At 27.3% G+C, this 16,830-nt stretch carries 12 protein-coding genes; 6 read left to right on the top strand and 6 right to left on the bottom strand.

Annotation, left to right across the window (positions count from 1 at the left end):
- Positions 1–187: 187 nt before the first annotated feature.
- The gene (locus ACVC5O_RS10510) at positions 188–1,399 is read left to right on the top strand and encodes a site-specific integrase (RefSeq protein ID WP_452221441.1); all 1,212 of its coding nucleotides are present in this window, start codon (positions 188–190) and stop codon (positions 1,397–1,399) included.
- Here the strand turns inward: ACVC5O_RS10510 and ACVC5O_RS10505 are convergent.
- Positions 1,396–2,373, bottom strand: a complete 978-nt coding sequence (locus ACVC5O_RS10505; RefSeq protein ID WP_452221440.1) for an HNH endonuclease — start codon at positions 2,371–2,373, stop codon at positions 1,396–1,398. The two genes, ACVC5O_RS10510 and ACVC5O_RS10505, sit on opposite strands and share 4 nt — an antisense overlap.
- A gap of 109 nt (positions 2,374–2,482) precedes the next feature.
- Here ACVC5O_RS10505 and ACVC5O_RS10500 point away from each other — a divergent pair, with 109 nt between their 5' ends.
- The 3 genes from ACVC5O_RS10500 (at position 2,483) to ACVC5O_RS10490 (ending at position 7,207) form a co-directional block, all read left to right on the top strand.
- On the top strand, positions 2,483–4,966 hold the full coding sequence (locus ACVC5O_RS10500) for a DEAD/DEAH box helicase family protein (RefSeq protein ID WP_452221439.1): 2,484 nt from the start codon (positions 2,483–2,485) through the stop codon (positions 4,964–4,966).
- Positions 4,967–5,346: 380 nt separating this feature from the next.
- The gene (locus tag ACVC5O_RS10495; RefSeq protein ID WP_452221438.1) at positions 5,347–6,216 is read left to right on the top strand and encodes an AAA family ATPase; all 870 of its coding nucleotides are present in this window, start codon (positions 5,347–5,349) and stop codon (positions 6,214–6,216) included.
- Positions 6,188–7,207 carry a DUF3871 family protein gene (locus ACVC5O_RS10490; RefSeq protein ID WP_452221437.1) on the top strand — a complete coding sequence of 340 codons (1,020 nt, stop codon included), beginning with the start codon at positions 6,188–6,190 and terminating at the stop codon, positions 7,205–7,207. Before ACVC5O_RS10495 ends, ACVC5O_RS10490 begins: the two co-directional genes overlap by 29 nt.
- Before the next feature lie 16 nt (positions 7,208–7,223).
- On the opposite strand, the gene ACVC5O_RS10485 is transcribed toward ACVC5O_RS10490, so the two are convergent.
- Genes ACVC5O_RS10485 through ACVC5O_RS10470 form a run of 4 tightly spaced genes read right to left on the bottom strand, consistent with a single transcriptional unit; the run spans position 7,224 to position 15,030 of the window.
- Positions 7,224–8,048 (bottom strand): HEPN domain-containing protein, encoded by an 825-nt coding sequence (locus tag ACVC5O_RS10485; RefSeq protein WP_452221436.1) that lies wholly within the window; start codon positions 8,046–8,048, stop codon positions 7,224–7,226.
- Positions 8,049–8,050: 2 nt separating this feature from the next.
- Complete coding sequence (locus tag ACVC5O_RS10480; protein WP_452221435.1) at positions 8,051–12,475, bottom strand: hypothetical protein; 4,425 nt, start codon at positions 12,473–12,475, stop codon at positions 8,051–8,053.
- 42 nt (positions 12,476–12,517) lie between these two features.
- Complete coding sequence (locus ACVC5O_RS10475; RefSeq protein WP_452221434.1) at positions 12,518–13,381, bottom strand: HNH endonuclease; 864 nt, start codon at positions 13,379–13,381, stop codon at positions 12,518–12,520.
- Between the two features lie 2 nt (positions 13,382–13,383).
- A complete protein-coding gene (locus ACVC5O_RS10470) occupies positions 13,384–15,030 on the bottom strand; it encodes an AAA family ATPase (RefSeq protein WP_452221433.1) in 1,647 nt (548 codons plus the stop codon).
- Positions 15,031–15,400: 370 nt separating this feature from the next.
- On the opposite strand from ACVC5O_RS10470, the gene ACVC5O_RS10465 reads away from it, so the two are divergent.
- A complete protein-coding gene (locus ACVC5O_RS10465; RefSeq protein ID WP_452221432.1) occupies positions 15,401–15,787 on the top strand; it encodes a hypothetical protein in 387 nt (128 codons plus the stop codon).
- Positions 15,788–15,871: 84 nt separating this feature from the next.
- Positions 15,872–16,306 (top strand): JAB domain-containing protein, encoded by a 435-nt coding sequence (locus ACVC5O_RS10460; RefSeq protein ID WP_452221431.1) that lies wholly within the window; start codon positions 15,872–15,874, stop codon positions 16,304–16,306.
- 231 nt (positions 16,307–16,537) lie between these two features.
- Here ACVC5O_RS10460 and ACVC5O_RS10455 read toward each other — a convergent pair whose 3' ends face one another.
- Positions 16,538–16,780 (bottom strand): helix-turn-helix domain-containing protein, encoded by a 243-nt coding sequence (locus tag ACVC5O_RS10455; RefSeq protein WP_452221430.1) that lies wholly within the window; start codon positions 16,778–16,780, stop codon positions 16,538–16,540.
- Positions 16,781–16,830 lie beyond the last annotated feature (50 nt).

Below are 16,830 nucleotides of genomic sequence, written 5' to 3'. Positions count from 1 at the left end.
TAATCAGAAATGGTTACTCTTTTTTTATGCAGTAAAGTCAAGTAACACAGTACTTATCAAATTCTACTCTCTTTTCAATTCTTATAGCTTTTCTAAAATTTAGGCATACTTAAAGGGTTGCAACTTTTAATAGATGGGTTGCATATATTTTATTTAATAATAATCACAAAAAAACTAAACAATAACTATGGCTAATAGAGTCAAAACACTATTTGTTATATCCAAGAGTAGGATTAACAAAAAAGGGTTAGTTCCTATTATTTGTAGGCTAACTTTAAAAGGAAAAAGAAAACCTTTTTCAACTGGATTATTTATTGAACCAGATTATTGGAATAGTAAACAACAACAAGCTATTCCCAACAATAAGGAAAATAACTTTATTAACACACAGTTAGGTCTGATTAAACAACAAATTAATCAGGCTTTTTTATTTCTACAGGTTAATCAAGATGTGTTTGATGTAGAAGATGTTTATTTACAATTTAAAGGAAAGAGTATTAAGTCTGAAAAGACTTTGTTAGAGGTGTTTGATTTACATAATAAGCGCATGAATAAGCTAATTGGTATAGACTATACCAAATCTACTTATAGCAAGTTTATAGAGGCTAAAAAACATACATATGAATTTATAAAACACCAATATAATCGAAATGATATTTTACTAGAGAAGATAAATATGAAGTTTATAACAGATTTTGACTATTACTTAAAATCTGAAAAAGGTCATAAACAAATCACTATAAATAAAAGTATACAAAGATTGCGTAAAATAGTCAAACTTGCATTAGCTGAAGGTTATTTAAAACTAGACCCTTTCATTATGTATAAGCCTAAAAAATATGAACGAAAAGTAATCTTTTTAGATACTAAAGAACTAAGTAAACTAGAAGAACATACTTTTGCTCAAATCAGATTACAACAAGTAAAGGATATGTTTGTTTTTTGTTGTTATACTGGTTTAGCTTATGCAGAAATGTATGCATTATGTAGTAAACATATTGTTGAAGGATTTGATGGTAATATGTGGATACAAATGTATAGACAAAAGACTGGTTCTAAGGTGTCTATTCCTTTACTTCCGAAAGCTTTAGTAATTTTGAATAGGTATAAAGAGGAGTGTGGCAATGATAAAATGCTTCCAGTTATATCTAACCAGAAATTTAATTCTTATCTAAAAGAAATAGCAGAAGTGCTAGGGATAGAAAAGAGACTTACACATCATATAGCTAGAAAGACTTTTGCAACTACAGTACTCTTATACAATGATGTGCCTATGGAAATTGTTTCGGAGTTATTAGGTCATTCAAAAGTAGATATTACTCAAAGACATTATGCTAAAGTAGTACAAAAAAAAGTAAGTGAGCATGTTCAAAGATTAAGTGAAAAACTTAAAAATTAGAGTGCAAAAACTTCTTTGTTATGCCATTGAAGTGACTCTGGAGATGGAAACCATGTAACTTTATTGGGTAATATAATTTGCTTACCATTAAATTGTGATAATGAAAAGACAGATTCATTTTCTTTTATAGTGGGTGAAATTCTAACAATATAGTCTTGGTTTATGGTTATTAAACCTCTATCAAAAGCTCTATGTAAATTTGGAGATAAGGAAATTCCATTAGGGATTGTATCATCATTTGAAATGCTAAATGGTATGATGTGACAGGCATCAATCATTTGTGCATTTTGTGATGATTCAATCCTCATTCCAGAAATACAACAACTGTAATTATAGATTTTGGGTATTGTTTTTTTAAATAAACCTCCTCTAATAAATAGTTCTTCTTCATATTCATCATCATCTAAAGTTATTCTTAACTGTTTTAGATGACTTTGATATTCTGCTTTATCATCATTTAAAATTTGTTCTTCAATTTTTACTTCTTCACTATTTGTATGATTAGTGTTGTATTGGGATTTTGTACTAGGGAAATATTCATTTAGTAAAAAATCTTCTAGTACACTTCTTGTTAAAGTATCTAATAATAAGATGAACAAATTTTTATCAATTTCTGCAAATGCTATAGATTCTTTAAGATTTTTAAAACTCTTGATGCTTTTTGATTTATTTACTTTTAGTTCCATACCAGGTTTAGTGACTAAAAACCAAAAAGGTTCACTTCGCATATGGAAAAATGGTAATGCAAAATTAGGAATATGTTCAGTATCTACTAGATTTTTCCAATTTTCTTTATAAGCTAAAAGCAATTCTGGAGTAATATGAATTCTTTTAGAATTAATAATCCCTTTTTTAATTAATTGTATTATTGTTATGAGCAAGATTGGTTTATGTGGAGCTCTTCCTAAACCTTTGTTAAAACCTCTGTTTAATTTCTTAAAGAGATTAATATATATAGATAATTGTTCATTCATTTAGAATGCTAAATTTAGCATTTTATTATTAGGTCTTTCAAAATTATTAAAATTAATTAATAAGAATTGAGAGTGTTACACTAAATTTATAACACAGTAAATTTATTATATGAAACTTCCAAATATCCACTTTCAAGATTTTCCTGTTGATTTTAAAAAAATTGAGTCTAGTGATTTTTCAACTTATCTAACAAGTAAAAAGATACTTATTAAACCTAATGATAAAGGTTATATTAATGAATCATTACAGGATAGTACGGATATCAATGAAAAGAATACAGTTGTAATAAATGCTGCAGTAGGACAAGGTAAAACCACCTCAATTATTAAAATAGTAAAGAGGTTTTATGAAGCAAAGGATGAAGACTATTTAATCTTTGTAGCTTCTCCTTTTGTAAGTTTAGTTGAACAGTATTATAATAAAATAATAGCTGAAGGTGTGCCTGAAAGTCAGGTTTATAGATATGAATTTATTGGTGAGAGAAATAATGTTTCATATTTAAATAAGAAAGTTCAAATAATAACAGTAAATGGTTTACTTGGTAACCCAGGAGAAGATGCATTTGTAAATTCTCAAGCTAAAAGAGATTACTTAAATAACTTAGTTGAGAATTGTAAATTGAAAAAGAGAAAAGTGGTAATTATCTATGATGAGATACATGATGCTGTTCATAATTTTAAACAGGAGTATATTTTTAATTTATGGAAATGGAAGGACGTGATTCATAAGAATTTTGTGTTGAGTGCTACATACAGTGAAGCTTCAAAAATAGTTATAGAGTATCTAGCAGAACTAACAAATAAAAGTATTAAAATTATTGAATCTGAAAGAGTTAGAATACCTAGAAATCAGAGTGCTCTTTATTTACATTACAATCCATCTTTATATTATAAAAGTGATAATGAAGGATTGGTTAGAGTGGTAAAAGATATAGTATCTAGAGGTAAAGAGATAGATGTTTTATGTTACTCAAAGAACTTAGCAGATGCTATAATATCAAAGAAAAATACAGGAGTTGGTAAAGTATTATATGATAAATATGAAATTTTAAATAACTGCACATCTGATTTAAGAATTAACCAAAGGTTAGGGAGGTTAGAGGTAAAAAATAGGTTTGATAATTCTAAGTGTAATATTGGAACTAATTTTAAAACAGGTGTAAGTATTGAAAAAAAGAATCATGCATTTTTGATAATTCTGCCTCCTAAAGGTTCAATGTTGCCTTTTAAAAATTTACAAGGGATATTTACTGGAGGAGTAAATTCTATTATTCAAGCTTTAGCTAGGCAAAGGAAAAGAGGAGGTGAAATACACGTAATATTACCTCCTCCAGATGAGTTTGATTATGCTACTCTGCCATTCAAAAAGAATAGGGTGCAATACAATAATTTTGTTGAGTTTTATGATTTGGTTAAATCTAAATCAAAGACTAAAGATAAGGTTTTACATATACCAACTGGGCTTCAAAATATGCTTATTTATGATTTTTATGAGAATAAGTTAAAGAAGAATATTGAATCTGAAATTAAAGCTGTTAAAGAAGCTAATAGAGTTGATAAATTAAGTTTAAAATTTCCAGATTTTAAATCATATGTTTTGAACCATGGAGAAGAATATCTTGCACAGTCATTTAAATTTTCAGGAGGAGATTTATCAGCATTTATAACCTATTCTGCAATAACTAATCAATTTGTCAACTGCAATTTTAGTGGTTTTACTTCTAATTCAACTTTTACTTTTGAAGAGAATAAAATACAAATGCTTCTTGGTTTGTATTTTGAAAATTACGTAAGTGAAGATATGTATGAAACATATAGGAGTCTTAATGATTTTAATTTTTATTTAGATTTTAAAAATGATTTTTTTGAGTATAATGTAAGATTTATAAAAAATGCTAAATCTATACCAATTAAAGTCAATAATAATCCTGAAATAGAAGCACATATTATAGGTTTTGTTCAAAGATTCCTTTACCCAAATAGTAAATTCACCAAATCTATATTTTATTTAAATGGAGATTTATTTGATTATACTTATCAAAGGAAGGACTATTTTTTATCATGTCTTTCACATGTGAGTGAAGTTGATTTGTCAATTGAAAACATAATTAGGGTTAATTCATTTAAAACTTTAGCGTACTTTAGAAATAAATTGATTACTAATATTAAGATTGGTTCTACAGTTAGAAAAGGAGAATTTGAGTATCTTCCAAAATCACCATTTGCAGAATTTGTATTGGATTCAGAGGTTCAAATATTTGAAGATATGATTGATTATTTTATCAATGAAGATTATTTCATTAAAAACAATGTTTTTAAATTCAACCAAACTAGATTCAAAAGTACTTATACCACTAAACAAAAAATAAAGTCATTTTATTCAAAAATTCTTTTAGTTGATTTTTTTGAAACTAGTGATTATAAATTGACTATAGGAACTAGAAGCCATGTAAAGATTATTAATGCTATATATGAAATTCCAAAATCCTGTGAAGTTTTAGAACTTATTTCTCTGCCAAGATCTATTCATTCAGAGGAATTTTATAAAAACAATACATATAAAGTTGTTGAAGGGGTTTTAGTAAAAGAATAAATCCGTCCAATTTTGTGTTTTTACTATATAGGTGGGTTTACAAAAGTGGACAATTATAAATGTTTGTATAAATATATTGCTTATAATCTCACAAAAGTTTCCCCTCCTCTTTATAAAACACCTTCCCCTTCAAAATTATATATTTTAACAACGCAGGAGCTCTGGACGAGGAAGTCTGTAAAGAACTTAATCTTTTGTAGATGTAAGCTACACAAAGTTAAGGCTTTCCAAAATAATAATCAAGTCTAAATCAAAAGTTATAGCTAATAGCCATTTCTTGAAAATATCATAAAAAAGCATTTTACATTCCTTGTAAGATGCTTTTTCAATTTAAACTTAACACTAAAACAAATACATATTAACCTTTAAAAAAATAAATTATGAACTTAAGACAATCAGAAAGGAAACTTGCCAAGATAAAAATGGCATTACAAGGAAGTGCAGGAAGTGGTAAAACATATTCTAGTTTACTTCTAGCAAAAGGACTAACTAATGGAGACTTTTCAAAAGTTGCTATTATTGATACAGAAAATGGAAGTGCAGATTTGTATGCTCATTTAGGGCAATATAATGTACTGTCATTAGCTCCTCCTTTTACACCAGAGAAATATGCAGAAGCTATTGATGTTTGTGAAAAAGCAGGGATGGAATGTGTAATAATTGATAGTGCTAGCCATTGCTGGGAGTATCTATTAGACTATCATTCCAAAATGGCAGGCAATTCATTTACTAATTGGGCTAAAATAAAGCCTTTAGAGAAAGTGTTTTTAAATAAAATATTGCAGTCACCTTGCCATATAATTGCTACAATGAGAACTAAACAGGATTACGTGCTTAACCAAAAAGATGGAAAATATGTTCCTGAAAAAGTAGGGTTAAAATCTATTTCTCGTGATGGGACAGATTACGAGTACACTCTAGTTTTTGATATAGACATTAAAAACTTTGCTACTAGTTCTAAAGATAGGACTGGTCTTTTTATGGGAAAGAGTGAGTTTAAAATAAATTCTGCTACAGGTAAGAAGATACTAGATTGGTGTAATAATGGGTTAACTATAGATGATGTGAAAGCTCAAATCAAAAACTGTAAGGATTTAGAGCAATTAAGATTACTATATAAGCAACATTATAACATAAAAGATTTAGAAGATGACTTTAGATTACAAAAGGAGACTATCCAATCTAAAGCTCAATTGTTAAACCCTAAAAATTTCAGTCAAAATGGACACACAAGTCATACACAAGCCTAATCTTTCATTAGTCCCAGTTACACCTGTTATTCAAAAAGAGGTAAGTTCAATACCACTAGTTACAAAGAAGTACAAACAGAACCCATTTATAGAGGCTAATACAAAAAGTGTTAGCCTCTCTCATTTACAAAAGGATTGCATAATTCCAGTCTTTTCAAAAGACAATGAGAAAACTATTGCACATCAAGAGTTTATTGAAGTGGTTCAGGATTCTGTAGGTATATCATTTTCACATCATAGTATAGATGTTCCAGAAGTGCGCATAAGTCATCAAATTAAAGGTAGAACACCTAGTGCAATACATAAGTCTGCTAAAGATTTGTTAGACCACGAAAAGACTATCTATTATGAAAGAATGGCATTTATAATTCGTGTGCCTAGTATTACAGAAACTATTAATGGTGATAAGTTAGCTCTTTGTATAGGTGGAGTACGCGCATATAACAAGGAGAACCTTTATAGCAAGAAGTCTGTAGAGAAGTTTCAAGTTTTTATAGGCTTTCAAAATCTCGTATGTTGTAACTTATGTATTAGTACAGATGGTATGCAGTCAGAAATGCGTGTAGGTAGTGTAAATGAGCTAGCAGTAAAAGTGCAAGAGTTAATTGCCAATTATGATTCAGAAAAGCATTTAAAAGAGATGTTAGCTTTAACTGATTATAGCCTTACTGAAAGACAGTTTGCTCAGCTAATAGGTAGGTCTAGACTTTACAATTATCTAACAAAGAGTGAAAAGATGCAGATTCCACAATTGTTGTTAAATGATGGGCAAGTTTCTACTATAGCTAAAGATTATTATCAAGATGAAAGGTTCTGTAAAAATGAAGATGGAAATATTAATCTTTGGAATGTATATAACCTATTCACATCAGCTAATAAGAGCAGTTATATTGACACTTTTAGTGATAGAAATGTAAATGCATTTGAGTTTACTAATGGACTAGCACAAACTCTCAATGATGATTCTAACCATCATTGGTTTTTGAGTTGAATGATGCCCAACTTCTTTAATTAGAGGTTGGGTTTATTTTATTCCATTTTTTTAATTGAGTAATAGTTGAATACAGATTTTTGGAAAATCTAGGAAGTTTTTTTATTATTGGTCTTCTTAAATTATAATATTTTAAAGGATTAAAATTTGCCTCTGGGTATCTGGAAATATTATTATGGTTATGAGAAATCAAATTAGAGAAATAAATCACTAAAACATGAAAGTTTTCATTTAACATCTCACTAAGAATTTTTTCAAGATTCTTTTTTAATTCGGCAAATTCATCTTTATTTTCTAGTATTCTATTAAACTCAGTTTTAGTTTTTTCAATTTCAGAAGGATTTAACTCATATATTGTGTCAAGCAGTATATCTATTTTTGTTTTAAATATACTTTCGAAATCATCTGGTAAAGAAAATTTGTATTTTTTTAATTCATCAATAGTTTTAAATATGGTTTCTAATATGCTTCCTGAGTACTCAAACACTTCTTTCTTTTTAGGTATGATATCCAAACTTGTATTTAAGCCTAAGCCATATTCCTCAAATTCTTTAATTCCAATTACATTTTCAAAGTCAAGTTGCTTAAGAATTGTATAGTCAGAAAGTCTATTTTCTAGAGAGTTTTTGAAAACACTTAAAGTATAATGACCTGTCTGGTTAGCTTCTTTTTCTGAAGAATATATTTTACTCAGAAAGGCGTAAGCTTTCAAACTTTTTTCTGATGCTTGTTGAAAATGATAAAAGGAATTGGAATATAATTTATTTTGATATAACACTTGTGAAGTTTTCAAATCATTCATAGCTAAATCAAGCCAAATATTTATATATTCTTTGTTCATATTTACGAAATTGTTAGCTCAATAGCTTTGTTAGCAGAGGCTCTTAAATGATTGTGTTTTAGCATGGAATCAAAAATGTCTAAAGATTTTCTGACATGCTTTTTATTCTTTTTTAAATCCATATTAAGTTTAGAATAAATTGCAAGAACTAACTGCACAGGTTCTTCTCTATAATGTCCGCTTTCTTGAATATTAGGAATTCTTTTAAAATTCATATTTTCTAATAATCTTAAACATTCTAATGGGTAATCTTTAGTGCAAGTGAGTAATAACATTAAAAAATATCTTGGCTCATCCATACATAAACTAGTCTTTGAGTATAGAATTAAAAATGAATAAACTTGTTTAAAATTATTCTTTTTAATTTTCCTTAAGATTAGACCAGAGTAAGCACTTGAAAACTCTTTGTCTTTTTGTTTTAATAACCTTTTTAGTATGTCTAATGATTTAATGTTTATTTTTTCCTTGCTGTCTATAAGATTAGCTTCTGCTACATTTATAGCACACAGCTTAGCTTCTTTACTAGATTTAAAGAATCTTTCAAAAAGTTTTTTGTCATTAATACTTTCAAACAACCAGCTTAAAACTATAACATGTCCATCTTTATGTAATTCTTTATGAGTAATAAATTTTTCAAAATATGAATACATTTTATCATGGTATTTGTTATTGAAATATTGAGAAGCTCTAATTGAATTTTTTAAAAGCTGAATGTTGTTTTCTTCTAACAATTTCATAAAAATTTTGAAACTTCTTTCAATGTCTATATGATTCAGAAAAGCTATTTCTTGAAGTATAGCAACTTTTACGGATAATTGAGAGTCATTTGTTGCTTGTTCTATTGTTTCAAAAATTAATTCAGAATATTCTTTATATTCAAAACATTTGATGATTTTATGTATTGCAGCGCCTCTTACTGAATTCAGACTATCTAAAAGAGGGTCATTTTCATTTAAATGTGCTTTTGGATTAGGATGGTTTAGAGCATTTTCAGCTAAGAAGATAATTATATCTTCATCAATTAATTTATGTTTTATTAAATACCCTGTTTTCCAAATAGTGTATAAAGTATTAGTTGTATCTAATTTTAACTTTATTAATTTTTTATATAGTATTTTGACTTTTTCAGGGTTATATTCTCCATCTATAAGTCCATTTATGCCAGAAGATATATAGGTAATAGATACATTTTTATCTTCAAATAAGGTTAGAATAAAATTGTAAAATTTATCTGGTTTTTCTTTCACAGTATCACTAAAAACTCTTGAGTGTTCTAGTTTACCTCCTTTAGGACCATGACCTTCATTATAGTTGTCATTAAACTTTAAAATACTTGTTTTCCAACTTTGTAAATTCATGTTTGTATATGCGTGAAGCTCTAAAGGAGCACCCACAACATATGCTCCATCAGAGGATACATCCATTGCATCATTCGAGTTTACTATTCCAAACTTTCTTTTGAATTCTTGAAATACTTTTTTCAATCTAAGATGCTTATTTATTTCTTCTTTTGGGATTGAGCTTATAAATAAATACTGTTTTTTTCCATATCCTGTAAAATAGACCTTTTCATTTCCATTTGAATCTTTATATTTTCTTCCTTTCAAATCATAGGGGTGCTTTATAGTCAATAATATATCAACTATTCTTTCCTTTTCAGCATCAGAAAATAGGATAAAAGTTTTTCCAATAAGTTGTCTTAAGCTAAGTTGAAATATATCATCTGAGCCATTAAAACCGTTTTTTGAATGAACTATATTTAGAATTTCAAAAACTTTATCCTTATAACATAGTTTTGATTCTTTAAGGAATAATACAATTAATCTTAAAATATATATTGAATTTGAATTTTTATATTTCTCATAGAAAATTAAAAAAAACTCTTTTTGCTCTTTTCTAGTTAATAGGTGGTTTAATAAAAACTCTTGAATAAAAATGTTTCCTTGTTTAGAAGCACTAATGCCATCATAGAATTTATTACATTTATAAAAAGGAGAATCTATTTTTTCATAAGATTGGGTTTCTTTATTTTCATTTATTACACTTTCATATATGTTTAGTAAGAAGTCAAAAGAATCATCTGGAGCTATGCGGTACATCTTTTTTAATAAATCTTCCTGATAGTGTGAAAAATCAACAGAGTTCCACGAGTCATTATTGTTAAACTGATTTGTAAATATTGATTCAGTTTTTTTAAATACATATTTAGAATTATAATCAAATATCTTTTCTAATATTTGATAAAACCAAAAGTCATCTCTTTTTTTCGTTGTAGCATCACATGAAATATATTTTTGAAAATAATGCAACATTCTTTCATCATCCCAATTATCTAAGTTGTATAAAATCCTCTCTATGAAAATATGCTTGTTTGGGAATTCGGGTAAATTATCTAAGTATGTTAAAATTTGATATGGTGCTTTGTTTATGTTGTTTCTAAAAAGCATCCAAATTGCATTTCTTTTGTATTCAATTACTTTTTTAATATTAAGTTCCTCAAAGTACTGTATTTCAAGAAATGATTGTTTTTTATAGATATCATAAATTGAGTGTTTGTATTTTTTCTTGACAAACAAGTATTGGTCAGAAGTTTTATTCTTAATTAGATATTCAACCCATTTTTCTGAAAATACAGAATTAATGAATACATCTTCATAAGTTTTATTGTTAAGTATATATTTCTCAACAATTTCTATTTCCTCAGTTGAGGGTGTAATTAAACCCAAGTTGTTAATGATTAAAGACTTTATATGAAATCTGTATTTAGAAGATTTTAATATTTTTTTTGTGTATTTAATGTACTTTTTTGGGTCATATTCTCTAAGGTATTCAAAAACCATTTTAATTACTGACCTGATTTCAAGGTTTTGTTGATTTTGATTTAAATAAATGTATATATCTCTACCATTTTCTACGAATTGTCTAGCAAAACAATAATCGTAAAATGTTTGATGGAAAAATTGGATGTTAGAATTTTCTTTAGTTAATAATTGGTTTCTAAAGAGGTAATTCAATTCAGAAATGAATTTTGAAACAATTTGACTTCTAACTACAATTTGTTGCTGTTTATACATTTCATCAGCTATAGTATATAGCACGTTACCTAATTGTAATTCACTTTTGTTTAGGATTAAAGTGTTCCATAACTCATCATATAAATCTTTTAAAGAAGAAAGAGCATTAAGGTTTAATTTTTGTTTATTCGGGAGTTTACAAAAGATTTCTAGGTGATTAGGAGTTCTTAAAAGCTCAATTACTTTATTTAAAGAACAATTTACATTGAATTTGTTTAAAGTATTCCTGACATCATTTTCATTTAAAAGTGTAGCTCTAACCTTTTGGTATTTGTTAGATTTATATATACTTAATTCTGCATCATATTTAAGGTCATAAGTTCTTGTTGATATAATTATTCTAATATTTTTTTCATCAATTAATTCATTAATTACCCTATTATATGTTTGTATATACTCTCTGTTGGAAGAAAGGGTTTGGGATAGAGCATCCAATTGGTCAAAAATTAAGACGAACTGCTCTTCACTTGAATTAGCCAATTCAATTATTTTAGAAAAAGAAATATTTTCATTTACGAATATTTTATTTTCTAGTTCTTTTGGTGATGAAGCATAGTATTTGTCAGACTTAATTCCAAAAACTAAATAATTTTCATTACGAAGAATATCATAAACATCTTTTAGGATTACTGATTTACCTAAACCTTTATCTCCTTCAAGAATAAGTATGTTTTTTTTGTTTGAATCTAAATCGGATTTAATCCAATTTATAATATTAATAGTTTCTTTTCTTTTAATATGTGTAGTAGGTTCATTTCCAAAATAATTTTTAATATTATGCAGAAATGATGATGCTTTTAATGAGCTTTTTTTAAGTGTAGGTATTGTTATTTCAGGAGTTATGCTTTCATATAATGCGTTTATTTTTATTGAATCTTCTTTTTCAAATAGCGTATTGTATAAGTTTGTTTCATTTAATCTATCAATCAAATCATCACCATCAATAAGCTTTATAAAGTCACTTGAAAGATTATATGTATTTATCATTTTTTCTTTCCATTTAACCCACCATATATTTTCTTTTAAATCTAGTGTGCAGAAAACACATAAAGTCCAATTATGCATTTTATATTCTTTAGAATTAATAGCAGTTTGAAAAGATTTTCTTATTTGACTTTTTTGAGATTCTCCAAATTCACTAGGGAAAAATTTACACTGTATAACATTTATAGGTTTTAAGCCAATTTCTCCAATCAATACATCAATTCCACCATCTCCTTGATTAACTTTGATAAGTCTTACATTCTTATTAGGATACAATTTTTTGAATAGAGTACCGCAAATTGTCTCAAACTTATCTCTAGCTCCAGATATAGTGAATTTTTTAATTAGTACAAACCAGTCTTTATTCATTCAATTGTGGTTAATTGGTAATAGTTATTAAGTTTATAGATGCTATTTAGTTAATCTCTGCTGTCTTAAATATTGATAATATGCATTAAATCCTCCATCACAAAACTCTGTGCATTTTGACAAGGAAAGAATGAAAGCTGTTTGCCAAAAATTATCACCATAAACTTTTTGGTATTGCTTGTGTTTTCTTGTTAGTAATTTTTTGACACCATCAACACCATTACTTTCATAAATAGTATCTAAAGATTCTTGGTCATTAAACAGAATAATGTTTATTTGCCTCCTTAACCTCTCTTCTAAGTTAGTTCTTGTTATTTGAAAATTCAATTTATTCTTAAGACTTTTTGATATGTTACTTTTGTCAATTGAGAAATTAACTGTAAGAATATCTTTTTTAAAATTAACATGTGCATTAAAAAAAGGAACATCTGGAAATTTGACATAATAGGCATGAAAAAATGTTTTGTCTGAACCATCATCAAAAGCTATTCTTTTTTTATTATTACACGTATGGCATATTGGAACAAGATTCCTTATATATACAGAGGTAGCCTTGAATATAGACCTTGGTAAGTAATGGTCAATTTCATCTGGAGGTAATATTCCACAATAAGGGCAAAATTCAGAAGACAAGAGTATCTTGTTTCTAAGTTTCTTTAGGCGTCCTTGAATTTGTATTTCATTGTAGGCTTCATATAAAGCTTGGTTTGTTTTAGGTTGTAGTAAAACACTTTTGAAATCATCGTCTGGCTCACCTATTTTAGAATCATATTTTTTATAAATATCTTTTAATAATAGTTTTTCTTCTTTATTTAATTCATATTTAAATGAACCATTTTTATATTTTAAAGCAGCTTCTAAATCTAACATAGAATTAGAATCATCGGGTAATTTCACTTTTAGCATAATTAGTTTTTTTGGTTTTTATAACGAGAAGCCATATATGCATAGGCTTGCATACTAACATCTCCTTCAAAAAGATTATCTAAGTAACCATCAAAGCTTTCTTCAGAACCCAAATAAGAATCAACAATATTATTTAAATCATTATGAAAATCAGTATAATCAGAAGTTAAGTAAAACACATTACTTGTAATGTTGCCAATGCTCCCTCCGAATGTTTGAAAATTTGGGGAATTAGCTGTTGATATATTACCCTCTCTTCTCATAATTAAAACATTTCTTTTTAAAGTTTCTTGAACTACCACAGGTGAATGTGTAGCAATTATCATATATGCTTTTTGATTTTCCAGAATATACCTTATGGTTTTCATTAAGATAGCAAGGAGTGGAGGATGTAAATGCGATTCTGGTTCATCAAATAAAACGAGACTTCTCCTTTCTATATGGTAAATCATTTTTACTATTGAATGAATTACAAATTTATGTCCAGTACTGATATTATTTATTTTATCATTAAGAATTTTATTTTCGAAATTATTTTCTACCAAATCATTAAGGAAGTCTAAAGACGTCTCTTGCATTAAAATCTCCATTGATTTTAGTAAAATCTCTTGTTTATAGCTATTACTTTTAATGCTATCAATGGCTTGAATTATTTCTGAGTTTATATTTGTAATTGATTTCAATAAATTATTTTCGTATTTATCATTTTTGATACTAGATGAATCAATTCTTCCTTTCTTATCAGTTTTTATATTTATTAATTCTAGATCTAATTCTCTAGATAAGTCTCTTATGCCACAGTAAATATATCTACCTTTATTATTGTCTATATCATCAGAAATTTGTCTTACTTCTGATATTTTTGTTCCTGGAACCTGAAAAGAATCAAATGCACTATATGATATACTAATTATTCTAGGGAACCCTAATCCTTGAGGTTCAATTTTGCCAATACCTTTTAGAAAGTTTCTTTCTTCAGAGGAACTAAATGCGACTCTTGCAATTTTAGATAGTAAAGTGCTTTTTCCAGAACCATTCCTACCTACTAATACAGAAATTCTACTAGGTAATAAATTATCATAAAACGAATTTTCTATTTTTGGAGTTGAAAAATCAAACTGCATTGGGGTTTCCATTGAATTTAGCTTAAATGAAAACTTAAAATCTTTAGAGTCTGGGACTTCTTCAAATTGTTTTGATAGTATAATTGGAGCTAACGAAAAGAAGTCATCATCTAAGCTTTTTCCTCTTAAAAAAGATGAATTAAAACTATCTTCATTTTGGTATTTTGGAATAATGCTTGGATTATAGATAATGTCATTTATTGACTCAAGTAAGTTTGTCTTTAAATTGTCTTCTAAATCTGAAATTCTTGAGTAATAATCTAAATCATTTCCTAGAGAGCAAAAATCTTCTGGGAGATTTTTAATAATACCTAATTCTAATAAATACATTTCAAGTTTTTGCTGACCTTTTTTAATAATTTTTAAACCTCCAATTAGAGACCAAGAACCTTTTTTGTTTTTTTGGTGTAGGTAATAATGCGTATAGTAAGAATAATCATTCCAATTATCTTGTTCTATTATAAAATCCACCTCATTATTAGTGTTTACTTTATTTCCATTATAGTTAACTATTTCAATTTGCATATGTGTAATTTAACCTTTCATATAATCGCATAAGATGATTATATAAAACATAGTATTTTAATTTTTTGTATTAAGGAGAAAATTATTAATAAAATAATTCAATAGGGATTTTAAATCTACTATTTATTAAGTACTTGTGAAAACTAAGTTTGATATTTTTTTTAAAAAAATTAAAACCTAATTATCACACACACGCATTCCACCCCAGAAAATACCCCCACTTATGTTTGGGGGAGAAAACTCCCCCAACCCCAATTAAAGGATTTTACTTTTTTTTAGGCAGATATGATACAAGTTGATAGCTGATATCTTTTGTCTTAAAATGTTTAATCTTTTGTAGGGTTTAAGTTCAACTCAAAAATTAAAATTTATGGTACGTATTATTAACTACAAAGAAAGACAAGTTGAAGATGGTAGAATCTTCTTTGTTTTAGAGCTGCAAGGAGGTGTTGAAATGGTAATGAGCCAAGAGACTAATCAGTTCTATGCAACAGCAAAAAAAGCTTTTATTTCATCAACTTTTGATGAAGAAACTTGTAAAGCATTAATAGGAACTTCTATGCCTGGAAAGATAGAAAAACAAACATGTGAGGCTTATCAGTATACAGTTAAAGAAACTGGAGAAATGATAATTCTAAATCATAGATATGTATATATCCCTGAATTAGAAGCACTAACCAAGGAAGATAAAGCTATTCAAGAGTTATTAGTTGATGAGCATATTTTTTCTCAGAATGGTGTTCTAGAGGATAATTAGTAGATTAATTAATAATCCGTCCAAAATTGAAATTGTACTTATATAGCATGACATCAAAACTGGACGGATTTAATTTTTAAAAAGATGAAGGTATCTGAAATTAAGGTTTCATATTCTAATGATTATCCTGAAAAAGTAATAATAAAGGATAGTCAAAGTGTATATGAACTTATAAAGTGTCATTGGGATGACAATTTAATTGAACTTCAGGAAGAAGTGAAAGTTGTTCTACTTAATAGAGCTAATATAGTCACTGGTATTTATGACTTGTCTAAAGGAGGGATAACAGGTTGTATAGTGGATATAAAATTAGTGCTAAGTGTTGCCTTAAAAGCAATTGCATCACATATAATATTGGTTCATAATCATCCAAGTGGTAACTTAAAACCAAGTGAGGCTGATAAAAGCATAACCAACAAATTAGATAAAGCTAGTAAACTAGTAGATGTTTCTCTATTAGACCACTTGATTATATCAAAGGATGGATATTATAGTTTCAAAGATGAAGGAAATATATGATGCTTATCCCTAATCTAATATGTTAGTAGTTTTATATTTTTCATTTGTATGAATGTATAAATATGTGTCAATTTTGAGCCATCTTGAATCATAATGAATATATAATAGATTATATATTATAGCTAAATCTTATTGATAAGTGAGAGATTTATCAAATTATAACATGAATTATTTAAATACATTTCTAGACCTCTAGTCAATATTAGGTTTTAATCACTAAGTAATAAATAGCTAAATGTTATCTTCGTAATCTTCAATAGTGAGCAATTCTGAAAGTGAAACTTCTAATGCTTCAGATACTCTATGTAGAGTATATATTGTGGGATTTGTTCTTCCAGATTCTATTCTAGAGACATTTGTAGTGTCAAACACACCTTCAATTTTACCAGCTAAATCAACTTGAGAATATCCTTTTGAATTTCTAATTTTTTGTATTCTTTTACCAATTATTTTTAATAATTCTGACTTCTCCATTATTGACATATTTGACAAGTCAAGAAATGAGTTATATTTGTTTAGTTTAA

This window comes from Lacinutrix salivirga, from assembly GCF_053604675.1.
This window is presented reverse-complemented; position numbering and strand designations above follow the sequence as displayed.